Below are 21,347 nucleotides of genomic sequence, written 5' to 3'. Positions count from 1 at the left end.
GTTTTAAGTCGCCGTAGATACAACAATAGGCTACAACACGTTTTTCGGGTACGATACCCGGTTGTCCCACCCCCAACAAATGACCGATACCAGCATCCGCCGATACTCGAACGAGCGCGAGACGGAGACAGAGCAGACGGACGAAGAGGAGTCGGAGACGCTCGTCTGTCCGGAGTGTAACGGGTCGTTACTGTCCGACAGCGAGCGCGGTGAAACGGTGTGTGAGGACTGTGGGCTGGTCGTCGAGGAGGACGAGATCGACCCCGGTCCCGAGTGGCGCGCGTTCGATTCGAAGGAGAAAGACGAGAAATCCCGTGTCGGTGCGCCGACGACGAACATGATGCACGACAAGGGCCTGTCGACCAACATCGGCTGGCAGGACAAGGACGCCTACGGTAACTCCCTGTCCTCGCGCCAGCGCGAGAAGATGCAGCGACTGCGCACCTGGAACGAGCGGTTCCGCACTCGTGACTCCAAGGAGCGCAACCTCAAGCAGGCGCTGGGCGAAATCGACCGCATGGCGTCCGCGCTCGGACTGCCCGAGAACGTCCGCGAGACAGCCAGCGTCATCTACCGTCGCGCACTGGACGAAGACCTGCTGCCCGGCCGCTCCATCGAAGGCGTCTCGACGGCGTCGCTGTACGCCGCCGCGCGACAGGCCGGGACGCCGCGCTCGCTCGATGAGATTGCCGGCGTTTCCCGCGTCGAGAAGGACGAAATCGCCCGGACCTACCGTTATGTGGTCCGCGAACTCAGCCTCGAAATCCAGCCGGCCGACCCCGAGAGCTACGTCCCGCGGTTCGCGTCGGATCTGGACCTCTCCGAGGAGGTCGAGCGGCGCGCCCGCCAGCTCCTTCAGAACGCCAAGCAGGAGGGCGTCCACTCCGGCAAGTCGCCGGTCGGCCTCGCCGCCGCTGCGGTGTACGCCGCCTCCCTGCTCACCAACGAGAAGGTCACTCAGAGCCAAGTCAGCGAAGTCGCCAACATCTCCGAGGTCACCATCCGCAACCGCTACCACGAACTGCTGGAAGCTGAGGACAACATCCACCCGTAACCGGTATCGTAACCTAAACCACCGACTGTGCCGTGCCGTCGGTATGGAGACCACTCGGCATTTTGTCGCAACTGTCTACGTCGTTAGCGAGGGCTGCGTCGCGCTCCACGAACACAGTAAGCTCGGCATGTGGCTGCCCGCCGGCGGCCACATCGACCGCGACGAACTCCCCCACGAGGCCGCACTGCGCGAGACACGCGAGGAACTCGGCCTCGACGTGGACCTGATCGCACCACAGCAGGACATCGAGAGCGAAACGGTCCAGTCGATGCCCCAGCCACAGCATTTCCTGCTCGAGGACATCAACGTCAACGCCGAAGGCGAGGTCGGCCACCAGCACATCGACTTCATCTTCTACGGCCGGGCGGACACCCGCGATATCGCGCCGGGGCCGGGCGAACAGCCGGCCGAGGACTGGGAATGGTTTTCTGTTGACGACTTGCAGGCCCGGGGCGAGGAACTCCCGGCTGACGTGGTCGAGGTCGGCCAGCAGGCAATCGAAGCGGTACGCGAGCCGTAGCCGTGACTCACTCCACGAGCGACTCGACGTACTGCGTGACGTGGTCGTCCATCCGGCGCTTGTAGCCGGCCTGCCGGGCCAGACGGTCGAGTTCCCGGGCGGCGAGTGAGCCGTACTGTGCGGCCTTCTTGTCCCGGTTTGCGATCTCGTCGGGGAGTGATCCGCGGGCTGCCGCCCGGAGCGCGACCTTCCGCGTCTCGCCGTCCACGAGCAGCTCGCCGTCCAGTCGGAGCGCGGCGTCGACGACGCGGTCGTGTAACAGCGGTGTCACCGGCTCGACGCCGGCGGCCCGCAGTGCGAGCACGTCCCGCTCCAACTGGTCGGGGAGCGAGCCGATGACCTCCCGCTGTGCCCCGCGGACGGTGTCGGCTTCTACGCGGGGGTCCTCGGGGGCCTTTGCGACTTTTGCGTAGCCACCGAACAGCTCGTCGGCTCCCTGGCCGAGCGCCAGCCGGTCGAAGCCGTCGGCGGCGACCCGTTCCGCGGCGAGATACAGCGGGAGCGCAATCTGGACCGCCATGGCGTTGGTTCGACCGGTGGCGTGTGCGATTTCGGGGACGGCCCGCTCGATAGCGTCGTGGGTCAGTTCGACGACCCGAACCTCGGTTCCCAGCAGGTCGGCAGCCGACCGCGCCGCTTCAACGTCGTGGCTGTCGGGGAAGCCCGCGACGTACAGCGGCGCGTCGAGCCGTGCCGCGAGCAGCGCCGAGTCCACGCCGCCGGAGAACGCTATCGCGAGGGAATCGGTGTCGACGGCGTCGATACTCGTCTCGACGACGGCGCGGACCCGCTTGATGGCTGTCTCGCGGTCGCTGAACGGGTCGGGCGACGGGAACGACCACCGCTGTCGGGTCCCGTTGTCGTCCCGAATATGACCGGCGGGGAACGACCGCGGGTCGGCCAGCGCCGTCGGGTCGTGGCTCCACTGCTCGGGGTCGAGGCGCTCCCTGTCAGAAACAGTCCGCTCCACGAACAGCGGGTACCGCCCGAGAACGTCCCGGAGGAGCGTTCCGTCCAATTCGCCCGCGAACCCGCCGCTTCCCGGCAGCGCGTCGCCGCTTTCGAGGGCGTCGGCGACGGCGTCCGTGTCGGCTCCCTGCATCACTGGAGTAGCTCCGCGATACCGTTCTTGACGCGCCGCTTCGCTCCGCCGGCGGCCTGCCGGAAGCTAATCCGCCACGGCGTCCGCTTGCCCTCGACGGTCGTCTTGCCCTCACGGATGGCGTCGAGAATCGCGTCGGCCGTTCGTTCGTCCGTGCCGACGTTGGTGACTGCCTGCCCGACCATCTCCGCGATGTGGGCGTCACTGCCGGCGGTCATCGGCAACCCTTTGCGACGAGCGAACCGCTCGGCCTGTCGGTTCGACCGTCCGGTCAATAGCCGCGAGTTGTACACTTCGATGGCGTCGGCCGTCGCGAGTTCGGCCTTCGAGATGTGTTCCAGTACGCCGTGGCGGGACTCCTGGAACGGATGCGGGACGACCGCGAGTCCCCCCTGATCGCGAATGCGGTCGAGCGTCTCCTCGAACGGGAGGTGTGGCGGAATCGCCTCTTGAATCCCCAGGGCGAGGACGTGTCCGGCGGCACATGTGACCTCCATCCCGGGTATCCCGACGAGGCCGTACTCCGGGGCAAGTTCGGCCGCCCGGAGGCTGGCGTCGATTTCGTCGTGGTCAGTCACGGCCAGCGCGTCCAGACCGACGGCGCTGGCTTGCTCTAAGAGGAGCTCGACCGGGTCCCGGCCGTCGTACGACAGCGACGAATGCGCGTGTAGCTCAACCGACTGCACAGGTGTCGATAACGGGGGGCAGGGCAAAAACGCCCCGGTCCGCCCCCGTTCTCACAGAGAACAAACCGGCCGCCGTGTCCATGGCGGCCGAGTGCCCGAAGAACGCCCATCTGTCCCACGAGACTGAGCGTGTGCTTCCCGACGATACGACCGTCAATCGACGGTCGCATGTTGCAATTACTGATGTGCAGGAATGAGTGAGCTCCCTCAGCTTGGTGGGGATTAAAATGGGGTTAGATGCTGCCGACTCAGTCGGCCGAGCTCCCGCTCGCCACCGAGTTCTCGCCGGTATCGAACGGCGGCGACCCGTGGATCTCCGTCTCCTCCAGATAACACTGCGGGTCCGGGGCGAACAGGTCGTCTTCGACGGTGAGTGCCCGGAGCCGGGAGGCCCCGCGGCAGACCTCGGCGTAGCGGCAGTCGGCGCATTTGCCCGTGAGGTGCTCTTCGCGGTTGCGGAGTGCCGAAAGCAACGGGTTCGACTCGTCTTCCCAGATGGCGCCGAACGAGCGGTCGCGGACGTTCCCCAGCGAGTACCCCTGCCAGAACTGCGTGAGGTGGACGTTGCCCTGGTAGTCCACGTCGGCGACGCGTTCGCCGGTCGGGTCCCCGCCGTTGACCCGCAGATACTCGTACACCCGCTGGGCCTGTGCCTCGCTCATGTGCTCGCGGGCGTACTCGACGAGGTAGGCCGCGTCAGCGTAGTTGCCGACCAGTAGCGTCTCGATCTCCTCGCCGCGGTCGTGGTACTCGCGAGTCATGTCACAGACCCGCTTCACCGCCTGCCGGCGGTCGGTCGGTGTGAGGTCGGCGTCGACAATCTCGGTCCCGCGGCCGCCGTAATCCAGATGGTAGAAACAGAAGCGGTCCACGCCAACGTCGGTCAACAGGTCGACAACACCCTCCAGATCAGCGGCGTTGCGCTCGGTGATTGTGTACCGGAGGCCGGTTTTCAGTCCCGCGTCCAGGCAGTTCTCTATCCCCTGGACCGCGCCCTCGAACGCGCCGTCGACCCCACGGAAGTCGTCGTTTCGCTCCGGCAGGCCGTCGACTGAGACGCCGGCGTATTTCAGCCCGGCGTCCTTGAGCGACTGGGCGCGCTCCTCGGTGATGAGCGTCCCGTTGGTCGAAAGCACCGGGCGGACGCCGACCTCGTTCGCGTAGGCGACCAGTTCTTCGAGGTCCTGCCGGACGAGCGGCTCGCCGCCGGAGAACAGCACCACCGGCGCGCCGTAGTCCGCTAGGTCATCGAGCAGTGCTTTCCCCTCAGCAGTCGAGAGTTCCCCGTCGGCGATTTCGGTGTCGGCGGCGGCGTAACAGTGGTCACAGTAGAGGTTGCACTGCTTGGTGACGTTCCAGACGACGACGGGCCGACGCTGCTTCTCGTCCCTGATCTGGCGTTTGGTCGACTCGTCGGCCGCGTCGTACCGGAGGCCGTCCCCTTCAGCGTCGAGGTCACAGAGCAGTTTCGAGACAGAAATCATCGGTTCTCACCCCGGAGCGTCTCCGATTCCATCTCGTCGACACTCATGGTGGCGTCGTCCCCCGTGTTCCCCGTTCCGAGCGTCGCATCGTCCGTCTGGTACCGCTGGGTCTCGTCGGCGGGACACAACCACAGCGTGACGGCAGTCCGCGCGAACAGCGACGATGCCTGCTCTCTGGCGATGTCTGTGGACGGCGCGCTGACGCTTCCGACGTGGGTGAGCGGGTCCGCCGTGTCCTCGCGGACGAACACCTCCCACTCGCGACTCGTTGCGCCGCGCGGGGCGTCTACCTCGTGGTCGAACTCTTCCATACCCCTCTGTTAGACTCCCCCAAAAAAACGGGGCTAGCGCGTTCTCAGCTACTGGGAACTACTCAGTCACCAAGCACTGAAACGAAGCGAACGCTGGCGAGGAGACGGCAGCGGCACGAGTAACTGCGACGGGAGTGCAGTGGGGCATCATATTGGCCGTCCGACTGCAGCAGAAATCACTTTCGGGCTTCTCGACCGTGGTACCCCAATACAGCGTACTGTTTCCTGTTTCGGCAGTGATGATTCACTCAGATTACAAACGGTCATCGGCTGCGTCTGTTTAGCGCTGAGTCCGAACTGAACACGGCGATGTCTTCACCCGCTCCCGAGTTATTAGCTAAATCATATTGTATGACAGGTATTATTATAATCGGCTCTTAGATTAATAACACCGATGAAGCAGATCTCACGCCGAAGACTACTCCAGAAAGCAGGCGCGACCACGGTTGCTGTGACGGGGATGGCTGGCTGTCTCGGTCAAAGCGGCGGGTCACTCGACTCGGTAACCGTCGCATACGTGCCAATCTATCCGAATATGCAGCATTACGTGATGGAGCAGGCGGGCTACTACGAGGACATCCCGGCAGACATCACAATAGAACGGTTCAGCTCTGGTCCCAGCGTCGTCAAGGCGTTTGCCAGCGGAGATGTCGACGTTGCGCTCTTCGGCATTACCCCTGCAATGGTTCTCGTGGACAGAGGCACCAACGCCGGTATCCTTGCAGCCAATTCGAAAAACGGTTTCAAAATCATGGCGACGACCGAGCTGGTAGCCCGCTACGAGCAGGAAGGGGCGGCCACATTCGAGCGCTTCGAACAGGAGTATGGCCGTAAGGTACGGTTCGGTGTCCCGCCGGACGGGAGCGTCCCCGACACCGTGCTTCGGTACTGGATCGAAGCGGACCTCGATATCGGGGAGATGGACACCGTCGTCGCCAAGTCGACCGTCCCGCCAGCGAAGGCGGTCCAGACGATCCAGTCGGGCGACATCGACGCGACGATCATTCAGGAACCGTTCGCGACGCTCATCAGTCAGGACGAGGGCTTCGGCGAACTCGCCTGGTCCGGAGAGATACTGGAAGACCATCCGGTCACGGTGTTGTTCGCAAATCAGCGGGTGATCAACGACAGCGTGGTCGCGCAGTCGCTGGTCGAACAGCACGCTGCGGCGACTGAGTTCACGACAGACGCGCCGGATACAGCGGCAACCCACGCTGCATCAGTGATCGGCTCGGGGGTAAGTGAGGACCTCGCCACGGCAGCCATGGACTCCAGGGCATCTGCGTTCGTTTCAGATCCCCACGCGATCACTGATCAGACCGAGACGATGGGGTCGTTCGTCGCAACCGTCGGAAACATCGAAGCGCCGGTCGCGACTGAGAACCTCTTCGCGTTCGACCCTTACGACGCTATTCAAGAATGACCCACCGAACAAACCACAGTCCCGACACGGTGGTCGCCAACAGTTTCGAGAGTGACCTACAGCGGTATCTGCGCGGGCTGGGCGGTCTCCTCGTGTTCCTCCTCGTCTGGTGGCTCGCTGCGGTGACGACACAGCCGTCCTATCTGGTGCCGGAACCGCTCGATGCAGCGCACGCATTTGTCGACCTGTTTGTGACTTCGACTACGATTGCCGTCCCCATCTTGGGTTCCCACCTATTGCTGCCGACCGGGCTCGCACACCTCGCACAGACGTTGTTCCACTACGTTCCTGGCCTCCTCCTCGGTGCCGGGTGTGGTATCAGTCTCGGGCTAGCGATGGGCTGGAACAGCACATTCGACGACTGGTTGCAGCCGCTCGTCCGGATGCTTCGACCGATTCCCCCACTGGCGTGGGTGGTCTTTGCGATTGTCTGGTTCGGAATCCACCATACCGGCGCGGCGTTCATCGTCTTCGTCGGCGCGTTCTGGATCAACTTCTACGGGGCGTACGGTGGCGTGGACGGTGTTTCACCTGAGCTGACCGATGCCGCCTCGACGCTCGGTGTGGAACGCGACCTCTCGATGCTGAAACTCGTCGCACTACCGAGCGCTGCCCCTCAGTTGTTGACCGGGTTTCGGACGAGCATCGGTCGGTGCTGGATGATCGTCGTCGGGGCCGAACTGTTTGGCGCGCCCGGCGTCGGCTACGAGATCATCAACGCCTCGAACAATCTCGCGATGGCAACCAGCGTCGCGTACATGTTCCTGATCAGCCTGGCGTTTCTCTGTATGGACGTCGGGTTCCGACTCGTCGAACGGAGGGTCCTCGCATGGCGCTGAGTGGGGGACGGTCCACCGACCAGGAGTCCAGTGAGAAGATCAGCGTTCGGAACGTCAGCAGGTCCTACGAGTCGACCCGAGCGCTCGAAGGAGTCTCCCTCTCGGTCACAGAGGGCGAGTTCTGCTGTGTGGTCGGTCCATCGGGATGTGGGAAGACCACGCTGTTGCGGGCGATCGCGGGCCTCGAAAATCCCGATAGCGGTTCAGTTCTGGTTGATGGGGACCCGGTCACCGATCCAGGCCTGAACCGTGGCATGGTCTTCCAGGAGTACGCACTGTTCCCCTGGCGAACCGTCCGTGGGAACATCCGGTTCGGCCTTGATCGCCCCGCGTGTAACTGCCCGGACTGCGAGGCACGAGTCCGGGAGCTGATCGACCTTGTCGGCCTCAAGGGCTTCGAGAACGCGTATCCGAAGGAGCTGTCGGGCGGAATGAAACAGCGTGTCGGGATCGCTCGTGCTCTCGCTGTCGATCCGGAGATCCTGTTGCTGGACGAACCGTTCGCCAGTGTCGACGCCCGGACGCGTGACCACCTGCACGGCGAGCTCCTCGATATCTGGAGTGAGACCGAACAGACCGTCGTGTTCGTCACCCACGACATCGACGAAGCAGTGACCCTGGCTGATCGTGTGGTCATCATGGACGCCGACTCCGGAACTGTGCGATCTACGCTCACTGTCGATATCGACCGTCCACGCCAGCGGACAGCACAGGAGTTCATCGAATACGTCGCCCGAATCAGGGATGAACTCGGTAGTTCGGACGGTGCCAGCGAGGCATCCTCGATGAGTAACATCTGATGTTAAGACGCTCTCTCGACACACCAAGGAGTCCTCTCTGGCTGACTCCGACAGTGTACTGTTCGTATAACCGAAGAGCTCTGGCGACGACGCATGGCAGTTCATTTGCAGAAGAATTCGATATAGCAGTACCTGGTTTATCGGCGGATCACGCCTGTCACCATCGGACGGAACGCAGTGCCTCAGATCTAGCCGGAATGTCCCGCGAAAAGACCAATCAACTCACGCAGCCAATCGAAACGTCGTCTTACGCTTCGTAGCCGGCGTAGTCCATCAACTGTTTGAAGATGTCGGTGTCCATCGCCTCCTTGTAGACGACACCGGTGATCATCCCACCGGGGTAAGAAGTCCCGTTCATCGCGTGGCTGACCTTGTGACAGTGCGCGAGGTAGATGCCGGGGTCGGCGTCGGCCTCGAACTCGATAGTGTGCCGACCGGCGGGCGGGATGCTAGTGATGTCCTGGTCGTGGCGGGCGGCTTCCGGAATCTTCCCGCCGTCCTTGTGGGTCACCTGGAATCGGTGGTTGTGGATGTGCATCGGGTGGTCCATGTACCCGTTGTTACACATGTGGATGCGCACCGTGTCGCCCTGCTCGACGATGATCGGCGAGCCGTCCTCCGGGTGCAGCGTCCGCGGCGCGGACTTGCCGTTGACCGTGAACGTATCGGGGCGGCGGTTGCGAACGTCGTAGCTGGCGTCCATGCCGGCCATCTGGCGGTTGAGCCGGGAGTCCCACTCCTTCAGCGTCATGAAGTACTCCTTGTCGGCCGGTTCGTACCCCTTCGGGTCGACGCGGAAGATGCCGTACATCCCCATGTCGATGTGGCGGTGAGTCTGGTAGTGGCAGTGATAGAGATGCGTGCCCGTCACGTTCGCGGGGATGGTGTAGGTGTGTTTCTCGCCGGGGTCGATACGGATGCCCGTCGTGGTCGGGACGCCGTCGTCTTCCCATTTCTTCCGGACGGCGTGGAAGTGGACCGTGTGCGGGCGCATGCCGTCCGTGTTGTCGAAGGTGACCTCCATGTCCTCGCCCTCCGTCGTCCGGAGGATCGGACCCGGGACGCTCGGTTCGCCGTCGTCAGCCTTGAACGCCCACACCTTCGGGAGTTCGACCGGGCCGCCCATGGATTCGCCGGGATGGGCTTCGTGTTTGGCCGGGACAGAGGAAAGCGTCACTTCGCCACCCTGTTCGTCGACGTTGACGATCTCAGGCGGCGACGTGGTCGGGAGGTCACTGTCGGATTGTGCTGGAGTTGTGCTGGTGTCGACTGACTCTTCGGTCGGAACCTCACCCGGGGCGGTACAGCCCGCAAGCGCGACCGTGCCACCGAGGCCGGAGGCTTTCACGAAGTCACGACGGGAGATGCCCGATCCGGGTGCGCCAATCTGGTCTTCCATAAGCAACTGTGGATAAGATACCACAGTATAAACCCCCGAAGGGAGTTCTCAGACCGACAGAAGCGTTCTCAGTTGCTGGGAACGAACGAACGGTTACAGATAAGTGCCCCATATATTGCGTGCTGTGTGGCGGAAACGTCGGCTGTGTCGGGCGGTAAGCGCTCCCGAGTCGGTTACATTAAACGTCTTGGGCGGGCAGTGTCGAGCAAGGATGGTCCGGGACCCCTTCGCTGACGAGGAGACGCCGGAGTTACAGACGGTCCTCGACGCACTCGACGACGAGGACTGTCGCGCCATTGTCAGCGTACTGGAGGAACCGTTGACGGCGAGCGAGATATCCGACCGGAGCGGCGTACCGCTATCGACGACCTACCGAAAGCTCGAACTACTGACGGAGTCCTCGTTGCTGTACGAGGGCGTCGAAGTCCGGTCGGACGGCCAACACGCGAGCCGGTATGCGATCGACTTCGAGGAGGTCGTCATCAGTCTCGACGAGGAACTGTCGCTCACCGTCGACATCTCACACCGCGCTCGGACGCCGGACCAACGGCTCGAAAACCTCTGGTCTGAGGTGCGAAAGGAGACATAACCATGGTACACATCCCAAGTTCACAGGTCGGCATCGTCGTCTCGAAGACACTGATCCTCATTCTTGGCGGACTGATTACGTACTACTCGTATCAGGCGTACAGCCGGACGAAAAGCCCCCAGCACAAGTGGCTCACCTACGGGTTCGGGGTGGTGACCCTCGGTGCGTTTGCCGGCGGTGTCCTCGACATCTTTGTCGGCAGGTATCTCGGCCAGCAACTGCTCGCTGTGAGCGTGTTCACGTCGAGTTCGCTGACGGCCATCGGCCTGGGTATCATCCTGTACTCGCTATACGTTCGGTAGTGACTGCGCGGCGCGGTGCTCGATTCGTCTCTTGGTTCTCGATTTCGCTCGGAGCGGGCAACTGGTCCGTATTACGTCGTGACACTGGTATTCTCACCGACTGGAAACGCTACGGACGGTATATTTATCAGGACGTGTCAATCAGAGCCATGCTTGGAGCGAACGCAGTGTTGTTAATCGGGATGAAGACAGTCACGCTGTTCTGCGGTGTGATACTGACGACGTTGACATACCGCGCATACCGCCGCACTCGGGCACCGGCGATGCGAGCGCTCTGTCTCGGTATCGGGTTCGTCACACTGGGCGCAATACTCGGGGGGAGCCTCCACCAGTTCGTCGGCATGCCGGTGGCACAGAGCGTCACTGTCGAGGAGCTGTTCACCGCTGCCGGGTTCTTTATTCTGACCTACTCGGTGTACACTGACCAGCCGACCACGACGAACTGAGTTACGAGTCCTCGGCGGGTGTGTGTTCACGACCGGTCAGCAGTGTTGGCAGCGATTGCGGGCTGTGTTCGACGAGGACAGCGACGAGGTTGCCCGCGAACAAGACGGTCCCGAAAAACGCGAGCCCCCCGGCGACCAACGCCGTGCCGTCCGGTGTCTCAAGCCACTGACTGCTCACGAGGAGGCCGTACGCAGTTATCAGCGTCACACCATCTATCGCCGCGATTCGGTGGTCGTACAGGTCATCGACCATCGGCACGTCCTCGAAGCCGAGGCGGTCACTGTACCGGTGGACCCAGACGATGAACGGGACGACGTGATACAGCGTCCCGAGGACGACGAAGCCGACGCCGCCGACGAGCAGCACTGTCGACGGCTGACCGAGCAGCCCGGTGTACGCGAGCGGGTCGTTCCACCATGCGAACATCGTCAGCCCCGCCCAGAGGAACAGCGACAGCGCTGCGACGCTGTATCGGGTCAACATCGGGGACCACTCGACACGCGCCCCGACGAGCTGTCGCGCCAGGAGCACCGCCACCACGCCGAGACCGGCAGCGACGAGAACCGCGCCGAACCGGGCCAGAACGGGTGACCCGATCAGCCGACCGCCAGCGAGCGCAAGGACCCCAAGCGGATAGACGGCCGTCTCCGCCCGCTGGACCGCTGCGTCAACCTTGCCGGTGTCGGCCTGCGTGAACATCGGGGCGAGCTGTGCCAGCGCGCCCGCGACAGTCGTCAGGACAGCACCGAACACGGCGAGTGTCCCGTGGGCCAGCAAGAGCCCCTGCCTGCCGATTCCCAAAAGCGGGAGGACGCCGGCGGCGTGGTCCAGCGCCAGCACGATCCCGGCGGCCGTCACGAGGGCGAAAAACAGCAGTGCCCAGCCGAAATGAATCGCCGTGACGTCGGGCTCCGCAGCGAGTAGCGTCCGTCCGATGTTGTAACAGAGCGTCCAGACGCCGATCAGCGCGAACGCTCCGGCGACTGGCAACACTGCAGGAGTCGCTGTCAGGAAGCCAGCGGCCAGACCCGCGATCCCGACCGCCGCGAGTGGTAACTGCGCAGCAGCGAGGCGGCGCGAATGGAGTTCGATTCCACACCAGACCGGGACGAACTGCGTCAGTGCGCCCATGATGGTGAGACAGACCCACCCCGCGAGCAGGAGGTGGACCTGTGCGAGGTGGCCGGCCCGACCCTCGACGACGCCGACGGTGACACCGGCGACCAGAAACGCCAGCGCGACGACGAAATGACGCAGCGGAACCGTCATCGGCGGGGCGGCGTCTGCGTCCACGTCGGCAGGTATTCCGCTCATTGCTGTGTAGTATGACCCTGTCCCTGCTGGCAATGTGGCCGAATATGTTCGGGGAAAGGGTCGGCCCGTTCACAACCGAACGCAAACACATGACGTCGAACCACCAGCCAACAGAGCAGATCGCGGCCCTGATTTCGGAAACTGGTGCGCCCGGTGACGCGCCGACGGAACGCCTCGATGTGCAGTCGCTGGGGCCGCCAAAGCCGCTCAAGCAGACACTAGAGCGGCTTGCGGACCTTGACGACGACACCGTCCTCGTCCAGTTCAACGACCGCGCCCCACAGCACCTCTATCCGAAACTCGAGGACAGAGGCTACGAGTACGAAAGTGTTGAGACCGACGACGCGACAGTGACAGTCATCTGGCACAGATGAATCAGAACACGGAGCCGCCTGTCGACGTCGAAGAAGCGATCGCTCGGATCGACAGCCGTGGTGCGAAGATTCAGCGGGAGCAACTCGAACGGACGCTGTCACAGCTACAACAGGACGGCGAACTGACGGCTGACCAGCGGCTTGCGGTCGAAAAACTGAGCGAACGGCTCGTCGACCGATTGCTCGCCGTCCCCCGGGCAACTCTACAGGACGCGGCGAGGAGTGCGGACGACGAGCGGATCGAAACCGCGATTTCCCTGTTCGAGTGAGCCTACTCCGACGACGCCAAAACGAGCAGTGCCTCGCTGTCCGCCGTTGCGGCGGGGGAGATGTTCTGGTCACCGTCGAACCGGACGACGTCGCCGGGAGAGAGCGACACCGTCTCGTCGCCGAGCGTCAGGTCCACGGCGCCCGAACGGAGGAGGAACACGATGTCCCGACCGGGATGCTTGTGGGCCGGAATCGACTCGCCCGCACCGAGCGTCAACCGGACGGTCTTTGGCTCCCCGTCGAACAACCTCGTCCGGCCGTCCCCGTCGCCGTCGAGCGTTGCTCGCTCCGTTTCTGTGACGGTAGATTCGCTCATTGTTTCGGGAGGTCGGCGACGAACTTCTGTGGGCCGTCCTGCTCGCACCGGTAATTCGCCGCGTCGAACGCCTCGACCTCGGCTTGCATCTCGTAGAACAGCGGCTTCGGCTCGTGATCGTTGATAATCCGAAGCGTCTCCCCTGAGGACAGCGCCTCGAAGGAGTCGTGTATCTTCGAGTGTCGCTCCGGCGGCGGCGTCTCGCGCAGGTCGAGTGTGGTTGCTGGCATCACCTGAGCGTTCGCCGGGCGTCGGTGAGGGGGTTCCCCCGAACACGTTCGGGAGTAGGTCCTGATGGATGCCGCCCGTTCGTTTCAGTATGAGCCTTCTCTCCGGCCTCCGTGGCGGCTCAGACGTCGGGTTCGATAGCTACGGGACGTTCGTTCCCGAACACAACCCTGACCCCGGCCCGTTCCTGTCTGAGACAGCAGTACTGACCGGCACCGACCACGCCGCGTTCCACCGACTCACGATGGACCTGTTCGACGAGCGCGGCGTGTACGACATGACTTTCGGGTACAACCTCGCACGGCTGAACCTCGACCATCGGCACCCGGACGCGGGCTTCCGCTACGGCCGTGAGACGGACGACAGGAGCGTGTTGCGAGCCGAGTTCACGCCGACGACCGAGTTCTGCCCCCAGAGCGACACGCTGACTGTCGGCGCGTTTCGCGCCTGGAACGGGCTGGCGGACCGCCACGAGTACGACCTCGTCCGTGTCCGCGTGAGCCCGGGCCACCACCAGAGTACGGGTATCAACGACAAACTCCAGCAACTCGAAACGCGGTACCGGAAAACCGGTGATCTCCGGACGGACGATGCGGAGGAATCGTCCGACGAGAGCGTGCCGTTCTGACAGCTGAGTACATGGAAAACGTTATACGGTTTGCTGGGCGACATATCGTAAGCTGAGCCGACTGGGTGGGATATCGGTGGCTTGGTGGGATAGTGGAGGGTCCCTCCACGACAGAAAGCAACAACCTATCAAAAAACGATGGTATCGGAGTACTTACGGTGCGGCGTCGCGGCCCGCCGGAGGCGGAGCCGAGATGGATAGCGATATCTTTCGGGATGCGGACGGAACCTACAACAAGCGGCTTCTGGGACTGGTCCTTCTCGTTTTACTCGCCGTCGTCGGTGCTGGCGTTGGGACCCTCGGTCTCACCGACAACAGCGACGCGACTTCTGAGCCCGCCACCGAGACGACGCCAAGCCCGGCAGAGTCGACACCGGACGGAACTGACGCCACTTCGACCGAAAGCGGCGGCAGTGCCTCCCCACCGCCGAGCGCGCTCCTGTCCGAAACTCCGACAGAGACTCCGGCTAACAACCAGTCGGACGGGACCACCGCGGGCAACGCGACGGCTGAATAGTCCGGCAGTAAAACGGCGGTTCCTCAGGAAAACAGCAGATTGAGGTTGAACCCGGTCACGGCGAGCCCCATCACTGTCAGAAGCACCGGCGGACCGTAGTAGAGCAACGGGTCTTCTTCGAGCACGCCGCCCCAGATGCTCACGCCGAGACAGCAGTATATCACGAGGAGTTTGAGGCCGAGGAAGCCGCCGCCGCCGAACGACTGGATCGCCCACCTGATCGCGGGATTTGCCTCGGTGAACGTCGGGACGAAATAGACGATGGCGATAGTGGTAACCACGTCGCCGACACCGTACGTCGCCAGCGCTACCGCCCACACGCTGGAGAAGGACCGGCCGGAGAAAGAACTCCCTTCCAGCGTCAGCCAGTCACCGTCGGCAGCACCCATACTGTGTTGGGGTATGGCCAGCGGTCATATATACTCCGAGTGCCAGTTATCTTATTTGAAAACCCGGACTTCGATGTGACGCCTCCGGAGATATTGAGCCAATAACCTCGTATAGCCACTCCAACGGCCCATATTACCCTCTTGATACCCATGACCGATTCTCAGTAGCCACTCGTATTCAGCTGTGAATCTCAGTTATTGGGAGTGGGTGTCGAGTCGTTGTACAGGCGCGCCTCGACGGTCGCCGTTCGCTGAGCTGCCGACGCGAGTTTCGCTGTGTTCCCGGCCAGAGTGTACATTCGCGTACTACCGACGCGGGTGCATGGAAAGGGACTTATCTTGTGGGCGGCCACGAGGAGGTAATGAGCCTGTCCGACGCGGACCACGAACTCGTGGTCGAGGAGATCGGCCGGGAGCCGACCCGGGCGGAGGCCGCTCTCTTCGAGAACCTCTGGAGCGAACACTGCGCGTATCGCTCCTCTCGCCCCCTGCTGTCGGCGTTCGACTCTGAGGGCGATCAGGTCGTCATCGGCCCCGGCGACGACGCGGCCGTCGTCTCTCTACCGACCAACGGCGACGGCGAGGAAATGTACATCACGATGGGCGTCGAGTCCCACAACCACCCGTCCTACGTCGACCCGTTCGACGGCGCGGCGACGGGCGTGGGCGGGATCGTCCGCGACACGCTGTCGATGGGGGCCTACCCCATCGCGCTGGCCGACTGCCTGTACTTCGGTGACTTCGACCGGGAACACTCGCGCTATCTCTTCGAGGGCGTCGTCGAGGGCATCTCCCACTACGGGAACTGCATCGGCGTCCCGACAGTGGCCGGCAGCGTCGCCTTCCACGACGACTACGAAGGCAACCCGCTCGTGAACGTCTCCTGTATCGGCCTGCTGGAGCCCGAGCGGACCATCACCGCCGAGGCCCAGGAGCCCGGTAACAAGCTCGTCCTCGTCGGCAACGCGACGGGGCGGGACGGCCTCGGCGGCGCGTCCTTCGCCAGCGAGGACCTCGCGGAGGACGCCGAAACCGAGGACCGGCCGGCCGTGCAGGTCGGCGACCCGTACTCGGAGAAGCTCCTCATCGAGTGCAACGAGGCGCTGCTGGACGAGGCGCTCGTCGAGTCGGCCCGGGATCTCGGGGCCGCCGGCCTCGGTGGCGCGTCCTCGGAACTGGTCGCCAAGGGCGGCCTCGGCGCGCGCATCGAACTGGACCGCGTCCACCAGCGCGAACCGAACATGAACGCCATGGAGATTCTCCTCGCAGAGAGCCAGGAGCGGATGGTGTACGAGGTTGCGCCCGAAAACGTCGACCGCGTCGCCGAACTCGCCGAGCGGTTCGACCTCGGCTGTTCGGTCATCGGCGAACTCACCGAACCGGGCACGAACTACGTCTGTACGTTCGAGGGGAGCGAGACAACTGTCTCGGACAAGTCGAGCGGGCAGCGCCCGCGAGACAGCGAGACAGTCGTCGACGTGGACGCGACGTTCCTCGGCGACGGCGCGCCGATGAACGACCTGCCGAGCAACGCGCCACCGAAACAGGAACGGGACCTGCCGACGGTGTCGCTGGACGAGGCGTTCGAGCAAATTGTCGGTAGTCCGAACTGCGCTTCCAAACGGTGGGTGTACCGCCAGTACGACCACGAGGTGCAGGTCCGAACGAGCGTCCTGCCCGGCGACGACGCCGCGCTGCTCGCCGTTCGCGAAGCCGAGACCGGGCTGGCGTTCTCCGCCGGCGCGGACCCCAACTGGACCGATGCCGCGCCGTATGAGGGCGCACGCGCCGTCGCACTGGAAAACGCCACCAACGTCGCCGCGAAGGGCGCGACGCCCCACGCGGCCGTGGACTGTCTGAACGGCGGCAACCCCGAGAAACCCGACGTGTACGGCGGCTTCAAAGGTATCGTCGACGGGCTGGCGGACATGTGCAGCGACCTCGACGTGCCGGTCGTCGGCGGCAACGTCTCGCTGTACAACGATTCACAGGACGGGCCGATTCCGCCCACGCCGACGCTCACGCTGGTCGGGGTCAAGGAAGGCTACGACGCCCCGCCGCTGTCGCTGTCCGGCGAGGGAACGCTCGTCGTCGTCGGTGACACCGCGCTGGAAGGCGAGGCCGACCCGCGACTCGGCGGCTCCGAGTACACCGCGCAGTTCGGCGGGACCGACCGCTTCCCCGCCCTCCCGGCGGACTCAACGGACGTTGTCGAGACGATTGCCGAGGTTGCCGACGCCGACCACGTACTGGCGAGCCACGACGTGAGCCACGGCGGGCTGGCAGTGGCACTTGCGGAGATGGTCCACGAAGACGCCGGCGCGTCGGTCGACATCGAGCCGGTCGAGCGTGGCAGCCAGAACCGACTCCTGTTCAACGAGCGGCCCGGCCGCGTCGTGTTCGAGACGACCGACCCGGCGGCGGTCCGAGAAGCCTTCGACGGCGTCGCCCCGGTGACGGAACTGGGCGAAGCAAACGGCTCGAACCGGCTCGATATCACTGTCAACGACGAGACGCTGGCGTACGACGCTGCGGACATCGCCGACCTGCGGTCGGTCATCGAAGACGAACTGGCCTGATTACCAGCGGACATCGAACCGCGCACCGCCCCTCTCGCTCTCCGAGACTGCGACCGACCAGCCGTGCGCTTCGGCGATGCTCTGAACGATCGACAGGCCGAACCCTGTCCCGTCCGAGTTCGTCGAGTAGCCGTGTTCGAACACTAGCTCACGGTCGCCCGGTGAAATGCCGGGGCCGTCGTCGGCGATGGAGAACCCGTTCTCATGTGTCTCGGGCGCGGAAACGACGACGGTGCATTCCGCGCCCGCATGCTCGATGGCGTTCCGGTAGAGATTCTCGAATAGCTGCTGGAGGCGCTCGGCGTCCGCCTCGATGGTCGCGTCGGTTTCGATGGTAAGCGTTGCGTCCCCGGTTTCGACCTGTTGCCACGCGTCGGCTGCGACGGCTTCGATGGAGACGCTCGTGGTCTCTCCGACGACCCGCCCCTGACGAGCGAGCGTCAGCGTGTCATCGAGGATCCGTGCCATCCGCTCGTGTGCCGCGGCGACCTCCTGTAACCCCTCCCGAACAGCCGCATCCTCGATGTCGCCGAGCAGGAGGTGGGTGCGGCCGGATGCGACGTTCAACGGGTTCCGAAGGTCGTGGCTGACGATACTGACAAACTCGTCAAGCCGCTCGTTCTGGTGTTTCAGCTGTTGTTCGCGGCGCTTCCGTTCAGTGATGTCGGTGTATATCCCGTACCCTTCCAGCTGGCTGCTGTCACGGGTGACGATGGTACTCCGGAACAGGTAGGTCCGTATCTCGCCTGATGCAGTCGTCCGCCTGACCTCTTGCTCCGACTGGCCGGTCTGTTCCCACCAGTCAGTCCTGATGACTTCGGAGTCGGCTCCGGGTGGCGCGAGGAGTGTCCGAAGCTCCGTTCCGACTGCATCCGTCTGGTCGTAGCCGAACGTGTCCGCGAACGCTTCGTTGATCGACTTGACGTACGGTTCTCGCTGCTCAAACTCGACGACGACAGCCGGGTTTGGGATGTTCCCCAGGAGCGCGTCAAACCGTTCCTGTGCCGCCAGCTGCACGCGGAGTTCACTCGCGACGAGTGCGACGTATCCCTCGTTGTTGTGCTGGATTATATCACAGATATCCTGTGCATCCGTGTCGTCTATCTCCGTGTCGCCACTGATACCCAGGTCAGCCATCGCGTCGTCGACGATAGCCGACGCCTTCTCGATGCCGACCGTTTCTGCGAACTTTGAGACGAGTCCTGTTCGATTCATCTGTTACTCCGGCAGTGCAAAGAGCACCGTTGTCGTGTTGTGAAAGCCACTGAGTTGTCCGGCCTGCATACACAGCTCTCCGTACGTCTCAAACCCAGCAACTGGGGCCGACAGGGTCGATGTGATACCATCGACAGCCGCCGGAAACGCGTCGTCGAAGAGAATCTGACGACACGCACAGTCGTAGACGAACGCGCCGGCGATATTACCGTCGCACAGCGAGACAGCGTCGACAGCAGCCTGCTCGGCGGACGCGACCTGATCCGCTTTGTTGCCATGCATTACGCGAAGCACAGTCCCCTCCGGAATGTCGACGGCAAACTGCAGTGCGCCGGTCTCTTTAATCGCAGTCCGGGGCCAGCGGATCTTGTAGGTCTCACCCTGGTCGATACCGAACAGGTACGCGACCATGAGCTTCCTGAGCTCCGTTGACCCGACTGGGACATCGTCGATAGCCATCCCTGCTGTCTCCGCAACGTGGTCTCGAACAGCGTCTTTCCATACCGCAAACGCTGGTTCACCATCGAGTTCGTGAACCACGTTTCCGGAGACCTTGGTTACCTCCCACGGCTCTGAGATGGGGTTGTGACCGTGGTTGACGGTAATGACCGGACGCTTTTCGCCGGAGACGAGTACGATAACGACTGCGTCGTCGACAACCGACTCATCGCAAAACACTGGTGTCGACTCCATTCGGAGGCCGTCAGACGCTGCCCCGCCTGCGAATTCGACATAGGGGCCAAGCCGTCGCTGGACCGACAGCGATAATTGTTCACCGACGCCCGACAGCCCGTCGTGGAGCACGATCGCTGACTGGTAGGGTTCCTCGATATCTTCGGGAAGCGACCGGACAGCGTCTCTGACAGCCCCGCGAGTGTTCTCGCTGAGGCCGGCGGCAAGGGCCGTATCGAACCGGAACGAGTCGCTGGTAACGAGCGTGACTGCCACGCCGGCGTCCATCGCCCGCTCCTCGGTGAACGTTCCGCTAGCCGTGCAGCCGACAACGGCTGTCGCGTCGTCGACGAGGGCATTCACGCCCGCCAGAACGGATTCAGCATCGAACCCCGAGCTAGCAAACACTTGACAGAAGTCCACCCGCTCGGCGTCCAGTCGGTCACGAGCAGCGCTGGTCGCCGCCCGGCCAGCGTGCGTCCCAGCGGTCGCCACTGACGTTCCCGTTGCGACCGCTGTACTCGCGCCTGACTGGGGCGACATTGTACAACAGTTATTCGCGCGGAAACCTATATACTCTCCCCAGAAGTATCAGAACTGATATCTCTGGCGGCCGGCGTTGTCATACCGACCTGTTCAGGCCAGCGCCAGCGCGATACCGAACGTAAGCACAAGTCCGACCAGCAGGACGCCGAGCCCTGTCCCGACCTGCGACATGGTGAACGCGCTCTGTGGGGCCGTCGACCGAAGCGGCGGTTCTCGCGCGGGGAGTTCGACGTGTTCGGGGTCGTAATCCGGCCGGTCCTCCTCGTGGTGGTCGTCTGCCATGGGCGGTGGTTCTGGAGCGTCGTACCTGTAGCTGTCGGATTGCGACCGAGTAGTCGGCCCTTGCACCAGTCGAAACGGTCAAACGGCGCTGTTGCGAAGCCACGACCAAGAAATGACGCTCACGAAGCGAATCATCCCCTGTATCGACGTGGACGTGGACGAGAACGGGGACGCGGCGGTGTACACGGGAGTCAACTTCGAGGATCTGGAGTACACCGGCGACCCGGTAGAGATGGCCAAGGCCTACAACGAGTCCGGCGCCGACGAGTTCGTCTTTCTGGACATCACCGCCTCCGCCGAGGGCCGCGAGACGATGCTCGATACAGTGTCGGCCGTGGCCGACGAGGTGTTCATCCCGCTGACCGTCGGCGGCGGTATCCGAACACGCGCCGACATCAAGGAGACACTGCGGGCCGGTGCGGACAAGGTGTCGATCAACTCCGGCGCCATCGCCGAACCCGACCTGATCAACGAGGGCGCAGTAGCCTTCGGGAGCCAGTGTATCGTCATCTCCGTCGACGCTCGCCGCCGCTTCGACGACGAGGGCGAGTACTACACCGAGGTCGACGGCGAGTCCTGCTGGTTCGAATGCACTGTCAAGGGCGGCCGTGAGGGAACCGGACTGGACGTCGTCGAGTGGGCCACCGAGGCGGAGGAACGCGGGGCCGGCGAACTGTTCGTCAACTCCATCGACGCCGACGGGACGAAAGACGGCTACGACATCCCGCTGATGCAGGCCGTCTGTGATACCGTCTCGACGCCGGTCATCGCATCTTCGGGCTGTGGCGGCCCGGAAGACATGGAAGAGGTGTTCGTCGATGCCGGTGCCGACGCCGGTCTCGCTGCCTCCATCTTCCACTTCGGCGAGTACTCCATCGCCGAGACCAAGGAGTATCTCGACAGCAAGGGGATTCCGGTCCGACTGTAACCCCGTCTCAGACATAAGGTAGCAATATTAAATACCCATACCTGTCATTATATCGGTATGACGCAGTTCTCCTGTCGGTTCGGATGCCCCGGTTTCCTCCGCGTCTCGGCGTTCGATATCGGTTCTCGCTGCC

Annotated in this window: 26 protein-coding genes; 14 read left to right on the top strand and 12 right to left on the bottom strand. The window is 63.5% G+C overall.

Annotation, left to right across the window (positions count from 1 at the left end; translation table 11 throughout):
• Positions 1–79: 79 nt before the first annotated feature.
• Complete coding sequence (locus tag VI234_RS03640) at positions 80–1,054, top strand: transcription initiation factor IIB (RefSeq protein WP_151100117.1); 975 nt, start codon at positions 80–82, stop codon at positions 1,052–1,054.
• A gap of 43 nt (positions 1,055–1,097) precedes the next feature.
• Positions 1,098–1,574 carry an NUDIX hydrolase gene (locus tag VI234_RS03635; protein WP_336329267.1) on the top strand — a complete coding sequence of 159 codons (477 nt, stop codon included), beginning with the start codon at positions 1,098–1,100 and terminating at the stop codon, positions 1,572–1,574.
• Positions 1,575–1,581: 7 nt separating this feature from the next.
• Here the strand turns inward: VI234_RS03635 and VI234_RS03630 are convergent, their stop codons facing one another.
• From VI234_RS03630 to VI234_RS03615, 4 genes are all read right to left on the bottom strand, one after another.
• Entirely contained in the window at positions 1,582–2,676 is a 1,095-nt protein-coding gene (locus VI234_RS03630) for an asparagine synthase C-terminal domain-containing protein (RefSeq protein ID WP_336329266.1), read from the bottom strand.
• Positions 2,676–3,362 carry a PHP domain-containing protein gene (locus VI234_RS03625; RefSeq protein ID WP_008313190.1) on the bottom strand — a complete coding sequence of 229 codons (687 nt, stop codon included), beginning with the start codon at positions 3,360–3,362 and terminating at the stop codon, positions 2,676–2,678. Before VI234_RS03625 ends, VI234_RS03630 begins: the two co-directional genes overlap by 1 nt.
• Positions 3,363–3,610: 248 nt before the next feature.
• On the bottom strand, positions 3,611–4,846 hold the full coding sequence (locus VI234_RS03620) for a TIGR04347 family pseudo-SAM/SPASM protein (RefSeq protein ID WP_336329265.1): 1,236 nt from the start codon (positions 4,844–4,846) through the stop codon (positions 3,611–3,613).
• Positions 4,843–5,157 (bottom strand): Htur_1727 family rSAM-partnered candidate RiPP, encoded by a 315-nt coding sequence (locus VI234_RS03615; RefSeq protein ID WP_008313186.1) that lies wholly within the window; start codon positions 5,155–5,157, stop codon positions 4,843–4,845. Before VI234_RS03615 ends, VI234_RS03620 begins: the two co-directional genes overlap by 4 nt.
• A 394-nt stretch (positions 5,158–5,551) precedes the next feature.
• Between VI234_RS03615 and VI234_RS03610 the strand changes: the two genes are divergently transcribed.
• Genes VI234_RS03610 through VI234_RS03600 form a run of 3 tightly spaced genes read left to right on the top strand, consistent with a single transcriptional unit; the run spans position 5,552 to position 8,219 of the window.
• Entirely contained in the window at positions 5,552–6,580 is a 1,029-nt protein-coding gene (locus VI234_RS03610; RefSeq protein ID WP_336329264.1) for an ABC transporter substrate-binding protein, read from the top strand.
• Positions 6,577–7,419, top strand: coding sequence for an ABC transporter permease (locus VI234_RS03605; protein WP_008313184.1), 843 nt, complete (start codon positions 6,577–6,579; stop codon positions 7,417–7,419). The genes VI234_RS03610 and VI234_RS03605 overlap by 4 nt, the downstream gene beginning before the upstream one ends.
• Entirely contained in the window at positions 7,410–8,219 is an 810-nt protein-coding gene (locus VI234_RS03600; RefSeq protein ID WP_008313183.1) for an ABC transporter ATP-binding protein, read from the top strand. Before VI234_RS03605 ends, VI234_RS03600 begins: the two co-directional genes overlap by 10 nt.
• Positions 8,220–8,466: 247 nt before the next feature.
• On the opposite strand, the gene VI234_RS03595 is transcribed toward VI234_RS03600, so the two are convergent.
• The gene (locus VI234_RS03595) at positions 8,467–9,618 is read right to left on the bottom strand and encodes a multicopper oxidase domain-containing protein (protein ID WP_008313182.1); all 1,152 of its coding nucleotides are present in this window, start codon (positions 9,616–9,618) and stop codon (positions 8,467–8,469) included.
• A 211-nt stretch (positions 9,619–9,829) separates the two neighbouring features.
• Between VI234_RS03595 and VI234_RS03590 the strand changes: the two genes are divergently transcribed.
• The 3 genes from VI234_RS03590 to VI234_RS03580 all read left to right on the top strand — a co-directional run bounded on the left by VI234_RS03590 (position 9,830) and on the right by VI234_RS03580 (position 10,955).
• On the top strand, positions 9,830–10,207 hold the full coding sequence (locus tag VI234_RS03590) for a helix-turn-helix domain-containing protein (RefSeq protein WP_004591803.1): 378 nt from the start codon (positions 9,830–9,832) through the stop codon (positions 10,205–10,207).
• A 2-nt stretch (positions 10,208–10,209) separates the two neighbouring features.
• A complete protein-coding gene (locus VI234_RS03585) occupies positions 10,210–10,509 on the top strand; it encodes a DUF7521 family protein (RefSeq protein WP_008313181.1) in 300 nt (99 codons plus the stop codon).
• Positions 10,510–10,658: 149 nt separating this feature from the next.
• Positions 10,659–10,955 (top strand): DUF7521 family protein, encoded by a 297-nt coding sequence (locus VI234_RS03580; RefSeq protein ID WP_023843329.1) that lies wholly within the window; start codon positions 10,659–10,661, stop codon positions 10,953–10,955.
• 1 nt (position 10,956) lies between these two features.
• Here VI234_RS03580 and VI234_RS03575 read toward each other — a convergent pair whose 3' ends face one another.
• Complete coding sequence (locus tag VI234_RS03575; RefSeq protein ID WP_336329263.1) at positions 10,957–12,270, bottom strand: hypothetical protein; 1,314 nt, start codon at positions 12,268–12,270, stop codon at positions 10,957–10,959.
• An 89-nt stretch (positions 12,271–12,359) separates the two neighbouring features.
• Between VI234_RS03575 and VI234_RS03570 the strand changes: the two genes are divergently transcribed.
• Both VI234_RS03570 and VI234_RS03565 read left to right on the top strand, forming a co-directional pair.
• On the top strand, positions 12,360–12,644 hold the full coding sequence (locus VI234_RS03570; RefSeq protein WP_064287594.1) for a DUF2249 domain-containing protein: 285 nt from the start codon (positions 12,360–12,362) through the stop codon (positions 12,642–12,644).
• Positions 12,641–12,913 carry a glutamyl-tRNAGlu reductase gene (locus VI234_RS03565; RefSeq protein WP_008313175.1) on the top strand — a complete coding sequence of 91 codons (273 nt, stop codon included), beginning with the start codon at positions 12,641–12,643 and terminating at the stop codon, positions 12,911–12,913. Before VI234_RS03570 ends, VI234_RS03565 begins: the two co-directional genes overlap by 4 nt.
• A 2-nt stretch (positions 12,914–12,915) precedes the next feature.
• Here VI234_RS03565 and VI234_RS03560 read toward each other — a convergent pair whose 3' ends face one another.
• Both VI234_RS03560 and VI234_RS03555 read right to left on the bottom strand, forming a co-directional pair.
• The gene (locus tag VI234_RS03560) at positions 12,916–13,230 is read right to left on the bottom strand and encodes a cupin domain-containing protein (RefSeq protein WP_008313173.1); all 315 of its coding nucleotides are present in this window, start codon (positions 13,228–13,230) and stop codon (positions 12,916–12,918) included.
• Positions 13,227–13,460, bottom strand: a complete 234-nt coding sequence (locus tag VI234_RS03555; protein WP_008313171.1) for a DUF2249 domain-containing protein — start codon at positions 13,458–13,460, stop codon at positions 13,227–13,229. Before VI234_RS03555 ends, VI234_RS03560 begins: the two co-directional genes overlap by 4 nt.
• Positions 13,461–13,549: 89 nt before the next feature.
• On the opposite strand from VI234_RS03555, the gene VI234_RS03550 reads away from it, so the two are divergent.
• The gene (locus VI234_RS03550) at positions 13,550–14,086 is read left to right on the top strand and encodes a hypothetical protein (RefSeq protein WP_336329262.1); all 537 of its coding nucleotides are present in this window, start codon (positions 13,550–13,552) and stop codon (positions 14,084–14,086) included.
• A 193-nt stretch (positions 14,087–14,279) separates the two neighbouring features.
• On the top strand, positions 14,280–14,603 hold the full coding sequence (locus VI234_RS03545; protein ID WP_336329261.1) for a hypothetical protein: 324 nt from the start codon (positions 14,280–14,282) through the stop codon (positions 14,601–14,603).
• A gap of 23 nt (positions 14,604–14,626) precedes the next feature.
• On the opposite strand, the gene VI234_RS03540 is transcribed toward VI234_RS03545, so the two are convergent.
• Positions 14,627–14,992, bottom strand: coding sequence for a hypothetical protein (locus tag VI234_RS03540; protein ID WP_008313166.1), 366 nt, complete (start codon positions 14,990–14,992; stop codon positions 14,627–14,629).
• A gap of 362 nt (positions 14,993–15,354) precedes the next feature.
• On the opposite strand from VI234_RS03540, the gene purL reads away from it, so the two are divergent.
• Entirely contained in the window at positions 15,355–17,571 is a 2,217-nt protein-coding gene (gene purL, locus VI234_RS03535; protein ID WP_336329260.1) for a phosphoribosylformylglycinamidine synthase subunit PurL, read from the top strand.
• Here the strand turns inward: purL and VI234_RS03530 are convergent, their stop codons facing one another.
• The 3 genes from VI234_RS03530 to VI234_RS03520 all read right to left on the bottom strand — a co-directional run bounded on the left by VI234_RS03530 (position 17,572) and on the right by VI234_RS03520 (position 20,286).
• A complete protein-coding gene (locus VI234_RS03530) occupies positions 17,572–18,786 on the bottom strand; it encodes a sensor histidine kinase (protein WP_336329259.1) in 1,215 nt (404 codons plus the stop codon).
• 3 nt (positions 18,787–18,789) lie between these two features.
• Positions 18,790–20,001, bottom strand: coding sequence for an FIST signal transduction protein (locus VI234_RS03525; RefSeq protein WP_336329258.1), 1,212 nt, complete (start codon positions 19,999–20,001; stop codon positions 18,790–18,792).
• Between the two features lie 93 nt (positions 20,002–20,094).
• Positions 20,095–20,286, bottom strand: coding sequence for a DUF7550 family protein (locus tag VI234_RS03520; RefSeq protein WP_336329257.1), 192 nt, complete (start codon positions 20,284–20,286; stop codon positions 20,095–20,097).
• A 112-nt stretch (positions 20,287–20,398) separates the two neighbouring features.
• On the opposite strand from VI234_RS03520, the gene hisF reads away from it, so the two are divergent.
• Positions 20,399–21,214, top strand: a complete 816-nt coding sequence (gene hisF, locus VI234_RS03515; RefSeq protein ID WP_336329256.1) for an imidazole glycerol phosphate synthase subunit HisF — start codon at positions 20,399–20,401, stop codon at positions 21,212–21,214.
• Positions 21,215–21,347: the final 133 nt, after the last annotated feature.

This window comes from Haloarcula sp. CGMCC 1.2071, from assembly GCF_037078445.1.
Lineage (GTDB): Archaea > Halobacteriota > Halobacteria > Halobacteriales > Haloarculaceae > Haloarcula > Haloarcula amylolytica.
Note: the sequence above shows the minus strand (reverse complement) of the source record. Positions and strands in the feature narration are given on the sequence as shown.

Bases quoted from the DNA above. Each gene is read 5' to 3' on its own strand.
- VI234_RS03550 (WP_336329262.1), top strand. From the start codon at position 13,550: ATGAGCCTTCTCTCCGGCCTCCGTGGCGGCTCAGACGTCGGGTTCGAT.
- VI234_RS03605 (WP_008313184.1), top strand. From the start codon at position 6,577: ATGACCCACCGAACAAACCACAGTCCCGACACGGTGGTCGCCAACAGT.
- purL (WP_336329260.1), top strand. From the start codon at position 15,355: ATGAGCCTGTCCGACGCGGACCACGAACTCGTGGTCGAGGAGATCGGC.
- VI234_RS03635 (WP_336329267.1), top strand. From the start codon at position 1,098: ATGGAGACCACTCGGCATTTTGTCGCAACTGTCTACGTCGTTAGCGAG.
- VI234_RS03620 (WP_336329265.1), bottom strand. From the start codon at position 4,846: ATGATTTCTGTCTCGAAACTGCTCTGTGACCTCGACGCTGAAGGGGAC.
- VI234_RS03540 (WP_008313166.1), bottom strand. From the start codon at position 14,992: ATGGGTGCTGCCGACGGTGACTGGCTGACGCTGGAAGGGAGTTCTTTC.
- VI234_RS03520 (WP_336329257.1), bottom strand. From the start codon at position 20,286: ATGGCAGACGACCACCACGAGGAGGACCGGCCGGATTACGACCCCGAA.
- VI234_RS03640 (WP_151100117.1), top strand. From the start codon at position 80: ATGACCGATACCAGCATCCGCCGATACTCGAACGAGCGCGAGACGGAG.
- VI234_RS03615 (WP_008313186.1), bottom strand. From the start codon at position 5,157: ATGGAAGAGTTCGACCACGAGGTAGACGCCCCGCGCGGCGCAACGAGT.
- VI234_RS03570 (WP_064287594.1), top strand. From the start codon at position 12,360: ATGACGTCGAACCACCAGCCAACAGAGCAGATCGCGGCCCTGATTTCG.
- VI234_RS03560 (WP_008313173.1), bottom strand. From the start codon at position 13,230: ATGAGCGAATCTACCGTCACAGAAACGGAGCGAGCAACGCTCGACGGC.
- VI234_RS03600 (WP_008313183.1), top strand. From the start codon at position 7,410: ATGGCGCTGAGTGGGGGACGGTCCACCGACCAGGAGTCCAGTGAGAAG.
- hisF (WP_336329256.1), top strand. From the start codon at position 20,399: ATGACGCTCACGAAGCGAATCATCCCCTGTATCGACGTGGACGTGGAC.
- VI234_RS03580 (WP_023843329.1), top strand. From the start codon at position 10,659: ATGCTTGGAGCGAACGCAGTGTTGTTAATCGGGATGAAGACAGTCACG.
- VI234_RS03545 (WP_336329261.1), top strand. From the start codon at position 14,280: ATGGATAGCGATATCTTTCGGGATGCGGACGGAACCTACAACAAGCGG.
- VI234_RS03575 (WP_336329263.1), bottom strand. From the start codon at position 12,270: ATGAGCGGAATACCTGCCGACGTGGACGCAGACGCCGCCCCGCCGATG.
- VI234_RS03595 (WP_008313182.1), bottom strand. From the start codon at position 9,618: ATGGAAGACCAGATTGGCGCACCCGGATCGGGCATCTCCCGTCGTGAC.
- VI234_RS03530 (WP_336329259.1), bottom strand. From the start codon at position 18,786: ATGAATCGAACAGGACTCGTCTCAAAGTTCGCAGAAACGGTCGGCATC.
- VI234_RS03555 (WP_008313171.1), bottom strand. From the start codon at position 13,460: ATGCCAGCAACCACACTCGACCTGCGCGAGACGCCGCCGCCGGAGCGA.
- VI234_RS03630 (WP_336329266.1), bottom strand. From the start codon at position 2,676: ATGCAGGGAGCCGACACGGACGCCGTCGCCGACGCCCTCGAAAGCGGC.
- VI234_RS03585 (WP_008313181.1), top strand. From the start codon at position 10,210: ATGGTACACATCCCAAGTTCACAGGTCGGCATCGTCGTCTCGAAGACA.
- VI234_RS03525 (WP_336329258.1), bottom strand. From the start codon at position 20,001: ATGTCGCCCCAGTCAGGCGCGAGTACAGCGGTCGCAACGGGAACGTCA.
- VI234_RS03565 (WP_008313175.1), top strand. From the start codon at position 12,641: ATGAATCAGAACACGGAGCCGCCTGTCGACGTCGAAGAAGCGATCGCT.
- VI234_RS03610 (WP_336329264.1), top strand. From the start codon at position 5,552: ATGAAGCAGATCTCACGCCGAAGACTACTCCAGAAAGCAGGCGCGACC.
- VI234_RS03590 (WP_004591803.1), top strand. From the start codon at position 9,830: ATGGTCCGGGACCCCTTCGCTGACGAGGAGACGCCGGAGTTACAGACG.